The sequence below is a fragment of the Pseudomonas sp. KBW05 genome (assembly GCF_003852405.1).
Taxonomy (GTDB): domain Bacteria; phylum Pseudomonadota; class Gammaproteobacteria; order Pseudomonadales; family Pseudomonadaceae; genus Aquipseudomonas.
The window spans coordinates 140,054-156,826 of record NZ_QAJM01000003.1; the positions used below are offsets into that span (position 1 = coordinate 140,054).

Annotated in this window: 18 protein-coding genes and 1 tRNA gene; 1 reads left to right on the forward strand and 18 read right to left on the reverse strand. The window is 60.7% G+C overall.

What is annotated here, in order from left to right:
• Positions 1–22 precede the first annotated feature (22 nt).
• Genes DBR46_RS02760 through DBR46_RS02770 form a run of 3 tightly spaced genes read right to left on the reverse strand, consistent with a single transcriptional unit; the run spans position 23 to position 4,268 of the window.
• On the reverse strand, positions 23–1,252 hold the full coding sequence (locus DBR46_RS02760) for an MFS transporter (protein WP_256659202.1): 1,230 nt from the start codon (positions 1,250–1,252) through the stop codon (positions 23–25).
• Positions 1,249–2,280, reverse strand: coding sequence for a methyltransferase (locus tag DBR46_RS02765; RefSeq protein WP_124524937.1), 1,032 nt, complete (start codon positions 2,278–2,280; stop codon positions 1,249–1,251). The genes DBR46_RS02760 and DBR46_RS02765 overlap by 4 nt, the downstream gene beginning before the upstream one ends.
• A gap of 11 nt (positions 2,281–2,291) precedes the next feature.
• Positions 2,292–4,268, reverse strand: coding sequence for a TonB-dependent receptor (locus tag DBR46_RS02770; RefSeq protein WP_124524938.1), 1,977 nt, complete (start codon positions 4,266–4,268; stop codon positions 2,292–2,294).
• Positions 4,269–4,430: 162 nt separating this feature from the next.
• Here DBR46_RS02770 and DBR46_RS02775 point away from each other — a divergent pair, with 162 nt between their 5' ends.
• A complete protein-coding gene (locus DBR46_RS02775) occupies positions 4,431–5,396 on the forward strand; it encodes an AraC family transcriptional regulator (RefSeq protein ID WP_124524939.1) in 966 nt (321 codons plus the stop codon).
• 5 nt (positions 5,397–5,401) lie between these two features.
• Here DBR46_RS02775 and DBR46_RS02780 read toward each other — a convergent pair whose 3' ends face one another.
• The 15 genes from DBR46_RS02780 to DBR46_RS02850 all read right to left on the reverse strand — a co-directional run bounded on the left by DBR46_RS02780 (position 5,402) and on the right by DBR46_RS02850 (position 16,748).
• Complete coding sequence (locus tag DBR46_RS02780) at positions 5,402–6,271, reverse strand: phosphotransferase (RefSeq protein ID WP_124524940.1); 870 nt, start codon at positions 6,269–6,271, stop codon at positions 5,402–5,404.
• 134 nt (positions 6,272–6,405) lie between these two features.
• Positions 6,406–6,481: transfer RNA gene (locus tag DBR46_RS02785), tRNA-Lys, on the reverse strand.
• A 63-nt stretch (positions 6,482–6,544) separates the two neighbouring features.
• Positions 6,545–7,234, reverse strand: a complete 690-nt coding sequence (gene queC, locus DBR46_RS02790; RefSeq protein WP_124524941.1) for a 7-cyano-7-deazaguanine synthase QueC — start codon at positions 7,232–7,234, stop codon at positions 6,545–6,547.
• Position 7,235: 1 nt separating this feature from the next.
• Positions 7,236–7,883, reverse strand: a complete 648-nt coding sequence (gene queE, locus DBR46_RS02795) for a 7-carboxy-7-deazaguanine synthase QueE (protein WP_124524942.1) — start codon at positions 7,881–7,883, stop codon at positions 7,236–7,238.
• Between the two features lie 164 nt (positions 7,884–8,047).
• On the reverse strand, positions 8,048–8,881 hold the full coding sequence (ybgF, locus tag DBR46_RS02800) for a tol-pal system protein YbgF (RefSeq protein ID WP_124524943.1): 834 nt from the start codon (positions 8,879–8,881) through the stop codon (positions 8,048–8,050).
• A gap of 6 nt (positions 8,882–8,887) precedes the next feature.
• The gene (gene pal, locus DBR46_RS02805) at positions 8,888–9,388 is read right to left on the reverse strand and encodes a peptidoglycan-associated lipoprotein Pal (RefSeq protein WP_003209827.1); all 501 of its coding nucleotides are present in this window, start codon (positions 9,386–9,388) and stop codon (positions 8,888–8,890) included.
• Positions 9,389–9,443: 55 nt separating this feature from the next.
• Positions 9,444–10,724 (reverse strand): Tol-Pal system beta propeller repeat protein TolB, encoded by a 1,281-nt coding sequence (gene tolB, locus DBR46_RS02810; RefSeq protein ID WP_032865025.1) that lies wholly within the window; start codon positions 10,722–10,724, stop codon positions 9,444–9,446.
• 17 nt (positions 10,725–10,741) lie between these two features.
• Entirely contained in the window at positions 10,742–11,815 is a 1,074-nt protein-coding gene (tolA, locus tag DBR46_RS02815) for a cell envelope integrity protein TolA (protein WP_017738026.1), read from the reverse strand.
• Positions 11,815–12,267 carry a protein TolR gene (tolR, locus tag DBR46_RS02820; protein WP_161630238.1) on the reverse strand — a complete coding sequence of 151 codons (453 nt, stop codon included), beginning with the start codon at positions 12,265–12,267 and terminating at the stop codon, positions 11,815–11,817. Before tolR ends, tolA begins: the two co-directional genes overlap by 1 nt.
• Before the next feature lie 23 nt (positions 12,268–12,290).
• Entirely contained in the window at positions 12,291–12,986 is a 696-nt protein-coding gene (tolQ, locus tag DBR46_RS02825; RefSeq protein WP_015885609.1) for a protein TolQ, read from the reverse strand.
• 1 nt (position 12,987) lies between these two features.
• Entirely contained in the window at positions 12,988–13,443 is a 456-nt protein-coding gene (gene ybgC, locus DBR46_RS02830) for a tol-pal system-associated acyl-CoA thioesterase (RefSeq protein WP_071484353.1), read from the reverse strand.
• A 140-nt stretch (positions 13,444–13,583) separates the two neighbouring features.
• Entirely contained in the window at positions 13,584–14,642 is a 1,059-nt protein-coding gene (gene ruvB, locus DBR46_RS02835) for a Holliday junction branch migration DNA helicase RuvB (RefSeq protein WP_124524944.1), read from the reverse strand.
• Positions 14,643–15,254: a Holliday junction branch migration protein RuvA gene (gene ruvA / locus DBR46_RS02840; RefSeq protein ID WP_003193868.1), complete on the reverse strand. Its 612-nt coding sequence runs from the start codon at positions 15,252–15,254 to the stop codon at positions 14,643–14,645.
• Positions 15,255–15,322: 68 nt separating this feature from the next.
• Complete coding sequence (ruvC, locus tag DBR46_RS02845; RefSeq protein ID WP_065908840.1) at positions 15,323–15,847, reverse strand: crossover junction endodeoxyribonuclease RuvC; 525 nt, start codon at positions 15,845–15,847, stop codon at positions 15,323–15,325.
• 154 nt (positions 15,848–16,001) lie between these two features.
• Positions 16,002–16,748, reverse strand: coding sequence for a YebC/PmpR family DNA-binding transcriptional regulator (locus tag DBR46_RS02850; protein ID WP_124524945.1), 747 nt, complete (start codon positions 16,746–16,748; stop codon positions 16,002–16,004).
• Positions 16,749–16,773: the final 25 nt, after the last annotated feature.

Consider the following 16,773-nt stretch of genomic DNA (forward strand, 5'->3'; position numbering starts at 1 on the left):
CCTATTCAAATCAAACTGAGGATCAAATGACCGGCCGCTGCGGGTCGCCGGTGGCCAGCGCAATCGAGCGCCGGGCCAGCACGGCAACGCCGCACACCAGGGCCATCGCCAGCGACAGGCCGGCGAGCATGCCGACGTGGCCGCTGCGGTCGAGCAGCACGCCAGCGCCGATCGGCACCAACATGCGCGTCAACACGAACAGGCTGGCCTGCAAGCCGTAGTCGGCGGCCTGGCGATGCTCGCGGGAGAAAAACATCATCAGGGCGAAGACCAGGGTCGATACCGCGCCCATGGCTGTCGCCAACAGGAACGCCGCCGCCACCAGCCAGACCATGTCGGCACGCAGGCCGACAGCGGCGGTCAGTGCTAATAACGAAATCAACGCCCACAACATAAACAGTGGAATCGCGCGGCCCGGGCCGATGCGGTGGATCAACCGCCCGCCGAGCAAGCTGGCCACGGCCCCGACCACGCCGCCGCCGACGCCGGCGATCAGCGCGACTTTCGGCGCGACCATGCCCTGGTCCAGCAGCAGCGGTTTGAGGTACAGCCACGCCGCGCCGACAAACGGAAAACTGGTCAACAGCACCCAGGTCCACAGCCGTGCGCCGGGTTGGCGGAAGTAACCCGACCAGTCGGCCAGCGCCGGGCTGACCGGCGCGCTAGTGGTGCCTTGCGCATGGCCTTCACGCAGCCGGGCCAGGGGCAGCAACGCCAGCAGCAAGCCGCCGGCCATCAACAGGAATGGCGCTTGCCAGCCCCAGCGGCTTTGCACCAGCAACATCACGCCAGCGCCGACAATCGCGCCGAGAAACAGCGCGGCCGAACGGATGCTGCCGGCGCGCACTTGCTCCGATTGCGGCAGCAACTTGATCGCCAGGGCGTTGACCGGGATGTCGGCCCAGGTCGCCAACACCGAGGCGGCGAACGCCAGGCCGAACAGGTACAGCGGATTGCCGGTGATCGACAGTTGGCTGGCCGCCACCAACAACACCGCCAACAACAGGCACAGCAGCATCGCCCAGTTGCGGTAATGCCCACGCTGGAAGCGATAGCGCTGCACGGGCAGTGCCAGCAGGAACTTGAACACCGCCGGCAAGCCGGCCAGTTGGAACAGGCCGATGTCGGTGCCCGACCAACCGTGTTCGCGCATCACCAACGGCAGGCCGAGCAGCAGGTAGATGCTCGGCACCACCAGCACAAAACCGAGCCAGCCGAACAGCAATTGCAGACGCCACATGGAAGGGTTCATGAGGCGCTCCGGCGAGCCACCAGCACCGAGACGGGCGCCACGGCAAAGGCCACTTCGGGGTAGCTGTCGATGTGGCTGAAACCGGCCTGTTGCAAAGCGTCACTCAGGCCGCCCGCCTCGGTGACATGGCGACCGAGCATTTGCATCGACAGGTAATACGGCATGACGCGCTGGGCGTGTTCGGGGTCGGCGGGGATCTCCGCGTGGGCGCTGATCAGCACGCCACCGGGGCGCAATGCCGCGTGGATCTTGGCCAGGGTGGCGGGCAGGTCCGGCACGAAGTGCAGCACCGAGGAACACCAGATCACGTCGTAGCCGTCGCCAATCGGGTCGCTGGCGAGGTTGCCACCGCGCACGCTGAGACGTTGTTCCAGGCCAGCGCGCTGGATGTTGGCGGCGGCCACTTCAACGGTTTTTTCGAAGTCGAAAACTTCGCCGCTGAGCAGCGGGTTGTCACGCACCAGGGCAATCGCCACCAGGCCAGGACCGCCGCCGAGGTCGAGCAGGCGACGTGCCTGGCTGAACTCCGGGATCAGGGCTGTCAGGCGCAGGGCCACGTCAACGGTGACGGCGCGCTGCTCCTGGGCGATTTGCAGGCGCGCGGCGGCGGTCCAGTTGTCGATGGTGGTGGTCATGTCGGTGGGTTGGCTGTCGGGCTGGCCGGCGCGCACTTGCTCGCCCAGTTGGTTGCCGAAACGGCGCATGCCGCGCAGGCGAAAGGTCCAGGCGTCGCCGCAGTAGTCCGTGGCATCGCTGCGCAGGTAATCGCTGGCCACCGGCGTGTTGCGGTACAGCGGCGGCTGGCGTTCATCGCGTTGCAGCAGATCCATGCTCCACAGGGCTTCGAGCCAGAAGCCGGTGTTGGCCGGGTCGAGTTCCAGTTGCCGGGCGATCAGGTGGGCCGAAGTGGGCACTTGCAACAGGTCGAAGAGTTTCCATTCCAGCGCAATGCGCAGGGCGTCGGCGCGTACGGCGGACAGGGTCAGATCCCAGAAAGGTTGCAGGGCATGTGGGGTGGACAGATTCATAGGTTTATCGCTCACAGTTCATAGCTGAGCCGAAGGCCGACTTCACGGCCCGGGCTGTACACGCGGGTGGTGCCATTCAGGTAGCCGACGGCGTCGTAGCGCTTGTCGGCGGCGTTGTTCACGTAGGCGCTGATGCCGTAGTGGCTGAAGTCATAGCCGGCAGTCATGTCGATCAGGCCGTAGCCGCCACGGCTGTATTGGTTGGCGGCGTCGAGGTAGGTCTTGCCGACGGCGCTGACGCCGCCCTGGGCGTACCAGCCGGCAGGCGCGTCGTAGCGCAGGCTGAGGTGGCCGGTGAGGTCCGGCGCGTAGGGGTTGTGATTGCCTTTGTAGTCGTTGCTGCCTTCACTGAACTGCTTGAAGCGCGTGCGGTTCAGGCCCACGGAACTGACCACGCGCCAGTCGTCGGCGACGAGGTAGTCAGCCTCCAATTCAAGCCCGGTGGAGCGCGCGGTGGCGGCGTTGGTGATGTACACCACGCCGGGCTGGATGATCTGCTGCACCTGCATGTCGCGCACGTCCATCAGGTACACGGCGGCCGAGTAGCGCAGGCGTTTGTCGGCGAGCCAGCCCTTGGCACCGAGTTCGTAGGTTTTGACTTTTTCCGGGTCGTAGCCGGGGTAGTTGGCGACGCTGGAGAAGGCGTTGAACCCGCCGGCGCGGAAGCCTTCGGCGTAGCTGGCGTAGACGTAGGCGTCGGGCTGCCATTCATATTGCAGCGCGGCCTTGGGGGTGAAGCGTTGCCAGCTGGCGCTCTGGCGGCTGCCGATGGCCGGGTCGATATGCACTTTGTCTTGCTCGGCACGGGCGCCGAGGGTGAGGGTCCAGCGCTCGGCCAGGGGCATCAGCCATTGGCCGAACAGTGCGCTGGTGTTGCCGCCCAACTGGCTGGCGGTCTCGGTCAGGCGCAGCGGCAGTTTTTGCTGGTAGGACAGGTCGTGGTCGTCGCGGTCGGCATAGGCGCCGAGCAGCCACTGGTTGTCGCGCCATTGGCCTTCAAGGCGCAATTCCTGGGACAGGGTGTTGAAGTGGTAGTCGCGGGCCAGGTGCAGTTGGTCGGCGGGTTGGAAGTCGGTGTCTTGTTGCAGGCGGTCGTAGAAGTCGTTGCGCGCGGTGATGGAGCGCAGTTTCACCCCGGAGTCGAAGGTGTGTTGCACGTCCAGCGACAGGCTGCGGCCGCTGGAGTGGTTCCAGCTCGGCGTGCCGGAGCGCACTTCGCGCCGGGTCGAGCTGGCGGCGCCCCATTGTGAGCCGCCATCGCGGTAGTCCTGGCGGCTGTAGCGCAGGTTGACGTCGGTGGCCAGGGTTGGCGTCCAACGCAGCACCATACGCGCGCTGTGGCGTTCACGGTCATCGGCCTGGCCGCCTTTATAGGCATTGTCGATAAAGCCGTCCTGCTCGCGCCATTGGCCGGACACGCCGGCATATAAGGTACCGGGCACCAACGCCGTGCTGGCATCCGCGCTCAGCGTGCGCAGGTCGCGGCTGCCGGTGCCGGCTTCGATGCGCGCGTAAGGCGTATCGCCGGGCTGGCGGGTGTGGATGCTCAGTACGCCCGCTTCGGCGTTGCGTCCGTACAGGGTGGACTGCGGGCCGCGCAGGATCTCGATGCGCTCGACGCCCAGCAGGTTGTGGTCGAAGCCCTGCCCCATCAGGGTCGGCACGCCATCCACGAGCATCAGCATCGAGGAGGAAAACGCCGTCGCCCCGGAACTCAGGCCACGGACCACCGGCAGGTTGGTGCCGGACTGCCCGAACGGCTGGAAGGTAAAGCCAGGCGTGGTGCGGGCCAGGCGCTCCAGATCGTCGATATTGCCTTTGCGCAGGTCTTCGCCGGTGATCACCGACAGGCTCGCCGGGACTCCTTCCTGTTCCTGCTCGATCTTGTTGGCCGTGACCTTGACCGGTGCCAGTTCGGTCTGTGCCATGGCAACGCTTGCGCCGCCCAGCCAACACACCAGCGCACCGCTGAAAACCCCTGTGTTCAAACGCTTTCCCCTTCAATGAATCGCCCCATGGCCGCGTCGTGGCGATGGCAGTTGATGGGGAAACATGCTATTCATTAATGCGAATGCTTATCATGTATGTCCGTATGGATTTCGGATCAATCCATATGCGAATCGGAGCCAAATCTAGGGAGGGCGTTGAACGTGTCGGCTTTACAAAGGATTTCCCAGTCGTATCGAGTCGCGTCAACGCACTCGCGATTGGTCAGCACGCAAGACTGCGGCTGGATGCGCCAGCAGTTGCCGGAAGAGCTGGGCGAGTGCTATTCGGAACGCCTGACCTTCGACGACGACCTGATGGTGGTGCGTTCGCGCTATCGCCCTACGCGCAATTTGATTGAAGAAACCGTCAGCCCGCACAACCGCCACATGCTGGTGATTACCTTCGGCATGCAGGGTGATTCCGGCTACAAAGGCGCGGATGGCGCTGCGGTGTCGTTCAGGGCGGGCTTTACCACGATCACCTCGTTCCAGCTCAGCCTGGGTGAACGCTGCTATGAGGCGGGTGCGACGGTGTCGCAACTGCGGTTGTTGATTGGCGAGAGCATGCTCACCAAGTACATCGGCGAGCAGCGCACCCAGCAGATCCTCGGCAACGGCAACGTGCGCCAACTGGCGTTCCAGAAGACCTCGGCCGCCAGCGCCAGCCACGCCAGCGCCTTGACCCGCTACCTCAACCACGGCGTGACCGGCACGCTGGACATGCACATCCACACCCTGAGCCTGCTCTCCGAACAGCTCAAGCTGCTGAGCCCCGACACCCTGCCGGAAAGCCTGCAATTCAGCGCCGCCGACATCGAGAAACTTGAGCGTGCGCGCGACATCATGATCGAGCAGATGGACCAACCGCTGACCATCCCCTATCTCTGTGCGGCGGTTGGGCTCAACGAGTTCAAGCTCAAGGAAGGCTTGCACTACCGCTTCAACTCCACCCCGCACCGCATGCTCAACGAGATTCGCATGCGCAAGGCCTACACCCTGCTGGAAAGCGGTTGCCAAGTGGCGCAGGCGGCCTACCAGGTGGGGTACAAATTCCCGAACAACTTCAGCGCGGCGTTTACGCGATTCTTCGGCAAGACGCCGAAGTCAGTGTTTGGCAAACGCCGCTGAGCGCATCAAGGGTGTGTGGCGGGAGCCAGCTTGAAGGCCGCCTGGGCCTTGGCGTTGGTCAGGATGCTGTAGCGCGTGGTGCGCGAGACTTTGTGGGTGAGGAAGCGTTCGAACACCGGGTCGAAGGTGGCGCGTTGCAGGTTCGGCTGCGCCTCCATCAAGTAACGCTCGCAGAGCGCACGATAGGCTTCGAGGGTGACGAAACGCTTGATCCAGAAGTGATAGAAGTAGCCCATCAAGAAACCCAGGCTGAAGTCATGATCGATGACCGAATGGGCGCAGCACTCAAAATCGATCAGGCGTAGCTGGCCGTCCGGGGCGATCAAAATATTCTTGGGGTGCGGGTCCATGTGCACAAACCCTTCGGCGAGCATCTGCGCAAACAATCGGAACACCCGTGGCAGCAACTCACCGGCCTGTTCCGGGTGCGCGACAAGACGATCATCCACACTGCAATGATCATCAAAAAAACCCACCAGCAGGTATTCCTCTTTCAGGAACGGAAAGCGCGTTTTATAGCCGAACCCGGCGACGCGCGGCACGCTGGCGGACTTGGCAGACACGACGGACAGGTTGATGAACTCATTGGTCAAGTCATGCAGGCCGAACACGCGCTTGAGCCCCAGGTAGTTTTGCAGCTGTTTTTTCCAGTGCTCAAGCTTGTTGTGCTTCAACACCCATCGGCGCTCGCCCTCCAGCAGGAAAACGCCGCGGGTGGTTTCGGGTATGTCGAGGGTGGTGTGTTGTTCCGGGGCGGCGAGGAAGCGCTGGACCAGGGTGGATAGTTCAGGCTGGTGGCGTGGGTCGAAATGGAAGGTGATGTCGCCGATGGACTCGGGTTGAAATGCGCGGGTGATGGGGTTGAGGTGACGCATGGGGTCTTCCTGACGTGGGGCTATCGACTTTTGCGAAATGGCCCAGCCAGGTAGACCGCGCTAAATCGCGGGCAAAAAAAAACCCGGAAATCCTCACTTGCGTGGGCCTTCCGGATTTTCTAAACCGCCAAAAATGGTGGGTCGTGTGGGATTCGAACCTACGACCAATTGGTTAAAAGCCAACTGCTCTACCAACTGAGCTAACGACCCGCTGTGTGGTGGCGCGTATAATACTGATTTCTAAGGATTATTCAACACCTTATTTTAAATAAATCAAAAATAACGCGTTGGGTCCGTAATTCCGGCCGCTTGGAAGCCTTCTGCACGCAGTCGGCAGCTATCGCATTTCCCACAAGCACGGCCGTCATCGTCTGCCTGGTAGCAGGAAACTGTCAGCGAGTAATCGACGCCAAGTCTTACGCCAGCCTTGACGATATCGGCTTTGCTGAGGTTTTGCAGCGGCGCCAGGATACGGAAGCCCTGCCCTTCTACACCGGCCTTTGTCGCCAGGTTGGCCATGCGTTCGAACGACTCGACGAACTCTGGGCGGCAGTCCGGGTAGCCGGAGTAATCCACCGCGTTGACGCCGATAAAGATGTCGCGGGCGTTGAGCACCTCGGCCCAGCCGAGGGCCAGGGACAGGAAGACGGTGTTGCGCGCTGGCACGTAGGTGATGGGAATGCCTTCGCTCGGCGCTTGCGGCACGTCGATGCTGCTGTCGGTCAGGGCAGAACCGCCGATGCCGTTGAGGTTCAGGCCGATGACCTTGTGCTCGACCACGCCCATGTCGCGCGCTACACGGGCAGCGGCGTTGAGTTCGGCGCGATGGCGCTGGCCGTAGTCGAAGCTCATGGTGTAGCAGCTGTAGCCTTCAGCTTGCGCCATCGCGACTACCGTGGCGGAGTCGAGACCGCCGGACAGCAGGATTACAGCGCGTTTTTGATCGTTGGTTTGTGCAGTCATGTCAGCGTCCTGGCTCGTCGTTCCAAAGGTATTTGTGCAACTGCAATTGCAGGCGCACCGGTAGATTGTCCGCCACGACCCAATCGGCAAGGTCGCGGGCGTTCAGGTCGTGGTGGCTGGGAGAAAACAGCACCTCGCCTGCGCGACGGTCCAGACCGTATTGGATCAGTTTGGAGTTCGCCCAGTCGTAATCATCACGGGAACAGATAACGAACTTGACCTGATCGTTGGCCGTCAGCAAGTCGATGTTCTCGTAACGGTTGCGGTGCGATTCCTTGGAGTCGGGCGTCTTCAGATCGACTACCCGGCTCACGCGCGGGTCGACCGCGGAAATATCCAAGGCACCGCTGGTTTCCAGGGACACCTCGTAACCGGCATCGCACAATTGCTTGAGCAAAGGAATAGCGTTGGGCTGCGCCAACGGCTCACCGCCTGTCACGCAGACGTAGCGTGGCCGGAAGCCAGCAACCTGTTCGAGGATGTCGTCGAGGGTGCGCACGGTGCCGCCACTGAAGGCGTAGGCGCTGTCACAGTATTGGCAACGCAGCGGGCAACCGGTCAGGCGCACAAATACTGTGGGCAGGCCAGCGGTGCGCGTTTCACCCTGCAACGAGTAAAAAACTTCGGTGATACGTAATGTGTCTTGCATAGTCGCCACGGGCGTAACAGCTAAACAGGCTGTCCGCCTCCGTCAGGCACTTCGAGAGGCCCCGCCAACGCGTAGGCCCCAAGAAGCGTGTTTCATAAAAGGGCGTGGATTCTAACGAAAAAACCCGCGCCAGGCGCGGGTTTCTTCTAAACGGGCAGCTTTGCTTACAAGCGTTGCAGATCCCGTTGGGCCAACTGGGCAGCGGAAGTCCCCGGATATTGGGCAACCACTTGCTGCAGAATGCCTTTGACCTTGTCGGTATGACCCAGGCGGCGTTCTACGTCAGCGAGTTTGTACAGCGAATCCGGCACCTTGGCGTGCTTGGGGTACAACTGGCTGACCTTGGCAAATGCCTGGCCCGCCGCTTGTAGATCACCCTTGGCCAGGTTGACCTCGCCCAACCAGTATTGGGCATTGCCCGCGTACTGGCTGTTCGGGTATTTGCGCAGGAAAGCGCCAAATGCCTGGCTGGCTTTATCGAAGTCCTTGGCTTTGATCAGGTCGAAGGCTGCATCGTAATACAGCTTTTCCTTCGCCGGATCACCCGGTTCGCTGCTCGCGGCAGGGGCTTGGCTGGCAGCGGCCCCTGCTGCTGCACCACCGATAGCTGCGCTAGGCGCACCACCGGCAGAAGAATTATCAGGAGTTGCGGCAGGTGTAACGCCGGCTCCAATACGTCGGTCAAGATCCTGGTAACGCTCCAGGCCTTCTTGCTTCAGCTGACGCACTTCATTTTGCAGAATTTCAATGGTGCCTTGTTGCTGCGCCAATTGATCCTGCATGCGTTGCAGCTGGTTGAACAGTTCGCCCTGTGCCGAGGGAGCGGACGTAGCCGCTCCCCCCGCATAGGCGCCGTTCGTGCCATAACCCGCTGGCGGATAACTGCTCCCGCTATTGTTATAGCCAGAGTTGCTATCTTCCACAGGAACCGCAGCCCACACCGCAAGTGGTGCGAGGCTGAGAGCCAATACAGTCAGAGCACGACGGCACGTTCGCATGACGAATTACTTACGCAGTTCGACGCGACGGTTTTGAGCCCAGGACTGCTCGTCGTGGCCAGTAGCAACTGGACGCTCTTTACCGTAGGAAACCAGTTCCAGTTGGCCTGGAGCAACACCTTGCAGTACCAGGTAGCGCTGAACGGCTTTCGCACGACGCTCGCCCAGTGCCATGTTGTACTCACGAGTACCACGTTCGTCGGTGTTACCTTCCAGAACAACGCGAGCGCCGTTAGCTTTCAGGTCCTTCGCGTGAACGTCCAGAGCGCGCATGGCTTCTGGCTTCAGGTCCGAACTGTCGTATTCGAAGTAGAAAGTGGTGATAGCGCGCAGAGCAGCTTCTTCGCTCAGGGAGCCGTCAACTGCACCAGTGTTAGCGCCGTAACCAGCGTTTGGATCAACAGCTGCGCCTTCACCGGCATTGTCGCCGCCTTTAGACGAGCAACCAACGGCTACGGACAGAGCCAGAGCCAGAGCAGCAAACTTACCAAACTTCAGCATTTCCATCGTGAAACTCCTAATGAACCCCAGTGTGTTAAGTACTTCTTTTTGTAGCGCCGCGTCAGTTCAGGTAAGGGGACCAGGATGGTTCTCTGACTTCGCCTTGAGCGGTAGGAAGTGGGAGCCTTACGCGTCCATTAATGGATACGAGCATCAAGACTCCCCGGCCCTGCTGGCGGGTGGCGTAGATTACCATGGTGCCGTTGGGCGCAACAGTGGCTGACTCATCAAGGTTGGTATCTGTGAGGATTTTTACGGTTCCGCGCTGCAAATCCTGGGCCGCAACCCGGAAATTAGTGAAACCATCCTGACGGTGAATCATCACCAACGTCTTTTCATCAGCCGAAAGCTTCGGATTGGCGTTGTAGTTACCAATAAAGGTCACACGTTCCGCACCACCGCCGCCCACGCTTGCCTTGTAGACCTGAGGCTTGCCGCCACGGTCGGAAGTGAAGTAGATGGTCGAGCCATCTTTACCCCAGAACGGCTCGGTGTTGATACCTGGGCCGCTGGTCACGCGAGAGATCTGGCGCGAAGCCATGTTCATCACGTAGATATCCGGGTTGCCATCTTTGGACAGCACGAACGCCAGGCGCGAACCATCCGGCGACCAGGCTGGCGCACCGTTGAGGCCTTCGAAGTTGGTGATCTGCTCACGACGGCCAGTATCGATGTGCTGGACGAAGATGCGCGGACGCTTCTGTTCAAAGGACACGTAGGCAATGCGCTTGCCATCTGGTGCAAAGCGCGGCGACAGGATCGGCTCACGGGATTGCAGCAGGGTCACGGCGCGAGCACCGTCATAGTCCGAACGCTGCAAGGTGTAGCGCGTGTTGTCTACCGAGAAACGCTCAGCCGTTACATAAAGCAGACGCGTCGAGAAAGCACCCTTGATACCGGTGAGCTTTTCAAACGACTGGTCCGAAATGTAGTGAGCCATGTCCCGCAGTTGTTCAGCCGTGCCCGACACGCTGCCGGTCAAGACCTGCTGCTCGGTGGCCACGTTGAACAAGGTGTACTGGATCTGCAGGCGACCACCGGCTGGCACGATATTGCCGACCATCAGGTACTGCGCGCCCACGGCTTTCCAGTCACGGAACACAACTTCGCTGGCCTGGTTCGGCTGGCTGATCATGTTGCCTTTTGGAATCGGCGCGTAGTAACCGGAGTTGCGCAGGTCGTCACTGACGATCTGGGCCATGTCGTCCGGCAGCACGCTGCCGCCCTGCCAGCCAAACGGTACTACCGCGATCGGGGTGGCCCGATCGCTACCGCTGGTGACCAGGATGTTTTTTTCATCCGCCGCCGCTATCCCTGCCATACAGCAAATAACGACAAGCATTCCTCGAAGAAGGTTTCTCACAAGGCTAGATCCTCAGGTGTGAATGTCATCTTGAATGAACGATAGGGAGCGAAGTCGCTTGGTTTCATTCCCTGCATCTCGGTCAACCGGCCAATGTTCTTGACCGCTGCAACCGCCGAACTGTCGAACGAACCATCGCCACTGGACTTTGCCACGCTGACCGAAGTCACCGTACCGTCCGGCAACATGCCGATCTGCAGCACTACTGTCATGCCTTTGCGTGCCGAAGGTGGACGCGTCCAACCCTCTGCTGCCCGTGCCCGAATCAGGTCGTCGAAACTGCCCGCGACTTCATCACCACGCTCATCGGCCAAGGCTTGCTGACGCTGCGGCGTGTCGGAAAGCAAATCTGCCAAGGCCTGGGCCTTTTTCTCTTCGGCGGATTTACGTGCTGCTTCCTGGGCCTTTTTCTTGGTGGCGTCGGCGGCAGCTTTCTTCTTCGCATCATCGGCGACTTTCTTCTTCGCCTCGTCTGCTTCAGCTTTTTTCTTGGCGTCTTCGGCGGCTTTCTTCTTCGCGTCTTCGACTATTTTCTTCTTGGCCTCTTCAGCGGCCTTTTTCTTGGCCTCTTCTTCGGCAGCTTTCTTGGCTTCTTCTTCAGATTTCTTCTTGGCTATATCAGCCAATTGTTTCTCTTCGGCTTTTTTGGCTTCGGCAGCTTTCTCGGCTTTCTTGGCTTCATCAGCCTTTTTCGCCTCGTCGGCCTTCTTCGCTTCGTCAGCCTTTTTCGATTCCTCGGCCTTTTGAGCCGCCTCTTCTTTCTTTTGTTCCGCAGCAGCCTTCACCGCTTCCTGCTCGACCTTTTTCTGTTCCATCTGTTCGACTTCAGTCTGGCGCGCAGCCGACTTCTGGGCCTCACCCGCAATCTTCTGATTGGTCTGGGTGGTGGCCTGACTTTTCGATTTCAGCTGATACAGGGTCGCCTGCACGATAGGCTTGGCTGGCGGCAGGTCCGGGGTCATGGCAAAGCTGACGAACAGCATGCCAAACACCAGGACGTGCAGGGCAATTGCCCAGACGCTAGGCCAGAAGTAGCTTTCCGAGGCGGACGGCTCTCGCTGCTGCTGCATCAGGGCGCCTCGGTAATCAAGCCAACGTTACCGACGCCGGCCTTCTGCAGCCCGCCCATGGCGCCCATGACAGAGCCGTAGTCGACAACCTTGTCACCACGAATGAACACCTGGGTGTGCTTGCCGCCTTCGTTGCCGGAACGGATGATCTTGGTCACCGCGTCGGTCATCTGCGGCAAGGTCATGGCCTTGTCCTGCTGTTTCTGGGTATCGACTTCGCTGCCAAGGTTCCAGTAGTAGGTCTTGTCAGCCTTGATCGAAATGGTCAGGACCTGGGTGTTGTTGTCTTGCGGCAAGGCTTCGCTGGAAACCTTGGGCAGATCAACCTTCACGCCCTGATTGAGCATCGGCGCGGTCACCATGAAGATAACCAGCAGTACCAGCATCACGTCGATGTAAGGCACTACGTTCATCTCGGCGACCGGCTTGCGCTTTTTGCGAGCTCGAGCGATTAAAGCCATTGTGAATTACCTGCTTATTCTTCGCTGGTGTGCACTTTACGGTGCAGGATCGCCTGGAATTCATCGGCGAAGGTGTAGTAACGACCAATCAGGGTTTCGCTGGTTGCAGCAAAACGGTTGTAGGCAATTACTGCGGGGATAGCAGCGAACAGGCCGATCGCGGTGGCGATCAAGGCTTCGGCGATACCCGGGGCCACGGTGGCCAGGGTCGCTTGCTGGGCCTGGGCCAGGCCGCGGAAGGAGTTCATGATCCCCCACACGGTACCGAACAGGCCGATGTACGGGCTCACGGAACCGACGGTGGCGAGGAACGGCAAGCTTTGCTCAAGCTTCTCTTCTTCACGGGAGATGGCCACGCGCATGGCACGGGCCACGCCTTCCATCACGGCTTCCGGGTCAACGCCAGGCTGCTGGCGCAGACGGGAGAATTCCTTGAAACCGGCGCGAAAGATCTGCTCGACGCCCGAATCCGGGTCCGGGTTGCTGCCCGCCTGGCGGTACAGCTTGGACAGGTCGATACCCGACCAGAAGCGCTCTTCAAAGCTCTCCAGGGCACGTCGACCGGCACGCAGCAGGTTGCTGCGCTGAAAAATCATGACCCAAGAGGTAACCGATGCGGCTACCAGGGTCAGCATCACCAGTTGAACCACGACACTGGCATTGCTGACCAGGCTCCACATGGAGGAATGGTCGACGACGGTAGGTTCCACGCTAAATCTCCTGCTTTGATTGTTTACCCGCGCCGCTTACGCCGGCAAAGGCCGCACGTAGAGCTTCGGGAATGGCCCGGGGTTTCAAACTATTGGTGCGCACACAAGCCACCAGGAACTGCCCCTCACAGAGCAGCGTTGCATCCGTTGCCCGCCTGACCTGCTGTTTAAAGCGCAGGCTGACACGGTTCAATTCGATTACTTCAGCGCTGACCAGCAGTTCATCGTCCAGCCGCGCCGGCGCGTGATAGCGCGCCTCGCTGGAATGCACGACAAACAACAGGTCCTCCCCTGCCAGCTGGGATTGGGCAAAGCCCAGCTCCCGTAGCCGCTCGGTTCGAGCCCGCTCCATGAACTTGAGATAATTGACGTAATACACGATGCCGCCCGCATCGGTGTCCTCGTAATAAACGCGACAGCGATGTGCGAACGACTGATCCCCGTTTTGCGCGCGCATACTCTAGTGCTTACTCCTCAGGTTGCCAATCCGGCTGGGCAACTGTTTTTTCATTCCCTGAAACATTCTCCAGTGACTGACTGACGACACCAGCCACTAGGACAGCACAAACGTCGAATAAATCGACTTGCGTAATGCTTTTAATCGTCCACTGCATCGAGGAATTCGTCTACCACGGGCATCTCACCCAATCGTGACGGAATGTTTAACCCAAAGTGCAGGTAAGCATGCCGCGTCACCACACGGCCCCGTGGGGTACGCATGATGTAACCCTGCTGGATCAGATACGGTTCCAGCACATCCTCAATCGTGTGGCGTTCTTCGCTGATGGCTGCCGCCAGGCTGTCGACGCCCACTGGGCCGCCGTCGAACTTCTCGATCATGGTCAAGAGTAGACGCCGATCCTGGTGATCGAAGCCGTGTTCATCCACATCCAGCAGGTTCAACGCCAGGTCGGCCACGGCTTTGGTGATATGGCCCTTGGCGCGCACTTCGGCAAAGTCCCGTACGCGGCGCAGCAAACGGTTGGCGATTCGCGGTGTACCACGGGCACGACGGGCGATTTCAAACGCGCCTTCCGGGTCCAGCGGCAAGCCGAGAATGCCCGCCGAACGGCTGACGATGGTCGCCAGGTCTGCGGTGCTATAGAACTCTAGACGTTGAACAATGCCGAAACGGTCTCGCAACGGGTTGGTCAGCATGCCCGCGCGGGTGGTGGCGCCAACGAGGGTGAAGGGTGGCAGGTCGAGCTTGATCGAGCGCGCCGCCGGGCCTTCGCCGATCATGATGTCGAGCTGGAAGTCTTCCATGGCCGGGTACAGCACTTCCTCGACGATCGGCGACAGCCGGTGGATCTCGTCGATAAACAGCACGTCGTGCGGCTCAAGATTGGTCAACAGTGCCGCCAGGTCACCCGGACGTTCCAGCACCGGGCCGGAGGTGGACTTGATCGACACACCCATTTCCTGGGCGATGATATTGGCCAGGGTGGTCTTGCCCAAGCCCGGTGGACCGAAGATCAACGTGTGGTCCAACGACTCACTGCGCCCGCGCGCGGCCAGGATAAACAACTCCATCTGCTCGCGCACGGTAGGCTGGCCGATGTAATCGGCCAGGCTCAAGGGGCGGATGGCGCGGTCCTGCACTTCTTCACGGTCGCGCGGGCCGGTGGCCGCGATCAGACGATCTGCTTCAATCACTTAAATCATTCCCTTCAGGGCGCGGCGGATCATGTCTTCGGCACTCAGGTTCTTGTCCTTGATGGCCGACACGGCCTTGCTGGCTTCCTGCGGCTTGTAGCCCAGGGAAATCAGCGCATTGACCGCATCGCTCTCGGCGCTGGCGACCTGGGCCGCTGGCATGTCCGGCTGGTTTGGGACCAGGGCAAACATGCTCGGTACGACTTCCCAGGCCTTGAAACGGTCCTTGAGTTCCACCAGCAGGCGCTCGGCGGTCTTCTTGCCGACACCCGGCACCTTGGTCAGCGCCGAAGTGTCCTGGGCCGACACCGCGCGCACCAGCTCATCCACTTCCAGGCTCGACATCAATGCCAGCGCCAGTTTCGGGCCGACGCCATTGAGGCGAATCAACTCGCGGAAGAAGTCGCGGTCACGCTTGCCAATGAAACCATAGAGCAATTGCGCGTCTTCGCGCACCACCAGATGGGTATGCAGCGTAATCGGCTCGCCGACCGACGGCAGGCGATACAGGGTGGTCATGGGCACTTCCAGCTCATACCCCAACCCGTTGACATCCAGAATCAGGTGCGGCGGCTGTTTCTCAGCCAGGGTGCCGCGCAAGCGTCCAATCACGGTTCAAATCCTTAAAGCTTGAGGGTCAGGCAAAGACCAGACCGGGAAAAACGATTGCGCTGATGCTATCAGAGACGCAGCCGCCCGCCACGACTGCGTGCCGTGCCCAGACCGTGGGGCAGCAGGCTGGAGCGGGTGTGCGCATGACAAATGGCGATGGCCAGGGCGTCGGAGGCATCGATTTGCGGCTTGGCGGTGAGCTTGAGCATGTGCATGACCATCATCTGCACCTGCTCCTTGTTCGCCGCACCGGTGCCGACCACGGCCTGCTTGACCTGGGTCGCGGTGTATTCGGCGATCTCCATGCCCTCCTCGGCACCGGCGACGATGGCCGCGCCACGGGCCTGGCCAAGCTTGAGCGCCGAATCGGCGTTCTTGGCCATGAACACCTTTTCGATGCCCATGGTCACCGGGCCGTAGGTCTGGATCACCTCGCGCACACCGCGATAGACAATCTGCAGGCGCTCAGCCAACTCGCCGGCGCCGGTGCGGATGCAGCCCGAGGCGACGTAGATGCAGCCGCGCGGGGTCTGTTGCACCACGCCAAAACCGGTGATGCGCGAACCGGGGTCGATACCTAGGATTAAAGTCATAACGCCTGCGGGTTGGGTAAAACAAAATTCTTGCGGCCAACATCGAACAACTGTGGGAGCTGGCTTGCCTGCGATGCAGACACCTCGGTGTTTCTGTCAACCCGAGGTGATGCCATCGCAGGCAAGCCAGCTCCCACAAGGATCCTCATTGTGCTCAGGTAAGCTGCTCGGCTACAGATTCCGGGATATCTGCATTGGAATAGACGTTCTGCACATCATCCAGGTCCTCAAGCATATCCAGCAGTTTCAGCACCTTCTGCGCACCCTCCAGGTCCAGTTCGGCACTGGTGGTCGGCAGCATCACGATTTCCGCGTCGGTGCCTTTGAAACCCGCCGTTTCGAGGGCGTTGCGCACGGCATAGAAGCTGGCAAACGAGGTGAACACGTCGATGGAACCATCTTCGTTGGTCACTACGTCGTCGGCGTCAGCCTCCATCGCGGCTTCGATCAGGGCGTCTTCATCTACACCCGGAGCGAAGGAAATCTGCCCCTTGCGCTCGAACAGATAGGCCACCGAACCGTCGGTACCGAGGTTACCACCGCACTTGCTGAACGCATGGCGCACCGCTGCTGCGGTGCGGTTGCGGTTGTCGGTCATGCACTCGACCATCACCGCCACGCCGCCCGGGCCGTAGCCTTCGTAGGTCAGTTCGACCATGTCGTCGGTATCGGCAGCGCCGGCACCACGGGCCACGGCGCGGTCGATGATGTCGCGGCTCATGTTGGCGCCGAGGGCCTTGTCCAGCGCCAGGCGCAGGCGCGGGTTGGAACCCGGGTCACCACCGCCCTGGCGGGCAGCGACGGTCAGCTCGCGGATCCACTTGGTGAAGATCTTGCCTTTCTTGGCATCCTGACGCTCTTTGCGGTGCTTGATGTTCGCCCACTTGGAATGGCCAGCCATAACACAACTCCAAAATTCTGTAGAA